This window comes from Thermus sp., assembly GCF_056332225.1.
This window is the reverse complement of the sequence record NZ_JBWGQW010000187.1, coordinates 387-704: the sequence shown is the minus strand read 5'-3', so window position 1 is coordinate 704 and position 318 is coordinate 387.

The window sequence follows — 318 nt, the reverse complement described above, 5'->3', positions numbered from 1 at the left end:
CAGAGAACGACGTGGTGAACGCCTTCGTGGAGTGGCTCTTCGGCCTGTAACGGGGTAACGCCTCCGTAACGCCCCAAACCGCTTACACTAATCCTGGTCTCATTAGACCAGATTGGAGGCGGATTCACATGGGTATTTCTCGGTATTGGCATTTGGGCGCGTGGATTCTGGTAGCGGCGCTTGGAGCTTGTTCCAACCCCCAGGGCGTTAAGCCCAACATGGCGGTCCCCGGCCCCAGGGACGACGCCGGGGGCGACCCGGCCCAGGCGTGCGGCGAAGTGGCCAAGGCCCCTCTGGGCTCCCAGGGAAGCCTGACGA